The sequence below is a fragment of the Solemya elarraichensis gill symbiont genome (genome assembly GCF_002021095.1).
Taxonomy (GTDB): Bacteria; Pseudomonadota; Gammaproteobacteria; order Chromatiales; family Chromatiaceae.
This window is the reverse complement of record NZ_MPRK01000363.1, coordinates 1-1156: the sequence shown is the minus strand read 5'-3', so window position 1 is coordinate 1156 and position 1156 is coordinate 1. Positions and strand designations below refer to the sequence as shown.

The following is a 1156-nucleotide window of genomic DNA, read 5'->3' as shown; positions in this document are numbered from 1 at the left end:
ATTTTTCCTTTGGCGCTGGCGCACGTCAGAAAAACAGTCTCGCCTAGTGGCTACCGGGGACTACGCGCCTTCGATTCTCTCTCCTTGGCGCGCAGCGGACGACTCTCTGCTTCGCTGTTGGCACTCTCCCAGTCAAGATCAACACTGCCTTTATTGATCGGCAGTTCAAGGCAATAGGATTCGTTGAAATCAATGCCGCGTGTCTGGTTGAAAAAGTGCAGATTCAGGGTTGCCATCAACGAGGCAGAGTAGTGGGTCTCTCCGCCGAATCCAGGCCTGAAGCACTGAGGAATACTCTTGTCGATGGAGATGTAGCTTTCATAGCCGCTTTTTCTGGTTTTCTTTTTACCTGCTGCGGCGGAGTCGGGGTGGCAGCAGGAGCTTGCGACTTGCGTTCGTCCATCAAGGCGGATATTTCATCGCGCTTCAGTGGGCCTTTAAGATAACTCATAACCCAGCGTGTGCTGAACAGCCTGATGTCATCGAGATGCGCACTTTTGAGAAAGAAGGTTCGCTTGCTCAGGTTGGCAAGCAGCTTTCTGATCTCTTTTTTATCATATGAAGAGCCGGTTTTGCCTCCAAGACCCTCAATGACCCGATTGATATCCTGGGTCGTCTGCAGACGCCCGATAAACCATGTGCCGATATTGGAGAGTCCTTTGTAGTCGAGATCGACAGGGTTCTGTGTGCTCAGTACAACGCCAACACCAAAGGCACGTGCCTGTTTCAGCAGGAGTAGCATCGGCTCCTTGCTGGGCGGATTACTGGTCGGTGGGAAGAAGCCGAAGATTTCATCCATGTAGAGGATCGTCTTCAGGCTGGATGCACCGCTCTGGCGTCGCATCCACGCAATGTACTTGTTGAGCAGCAGGGTGACGAACAACATGCGCTCATCATCACTAAGGTGCGAAATACTGAAGATGGCAATCTTCGCCTTGCCTTCATCGTTATAGAGCATGCGCTGGATATCAAGGGTGTCGCCTTCCATCCAGGTCTTGAAAGTCGGTGATGCAAGGACTGAATTGAATTTTGTTGCGAATTTAAAGCGTTCTCCCTGCGGGTAAAATGATTCTAGCGGCAAGACGCCAATCTTCTTGAATGGCGGGCTGATGATACGGCCAATCAGATCCTCAAGGCTGAGGTTGCCGCCCTCCAT

At 51.6% G+C, this 1156-nt stretch carries 1 protein-coding gene and 1 pseudogene; both read right to left on the bottom strand.

What is annotated here, in order from left to right:
- Positions 1 to 50: 50 nt before the first annotated feature.
- Positions 51 to 236 carry a hypothetical protein gene (locus tag BOW51_RS10955; RefSeq protein ID WP_078477729.1) on the bottom strand — a complete coding sequence of 62 codons (186 nt, stop codon included), beginning with the start codon at positions 234 to 236 and terminating at the stop codon, positions 51 to 53.
- Between the two features lie 152 nt (positions 237 to 388).
- A pseudogene (locus BOW51_RS10950) lies at positions 389 to 1156 on the bottom strand (ATP-binding protein); the annotation flags it as partial.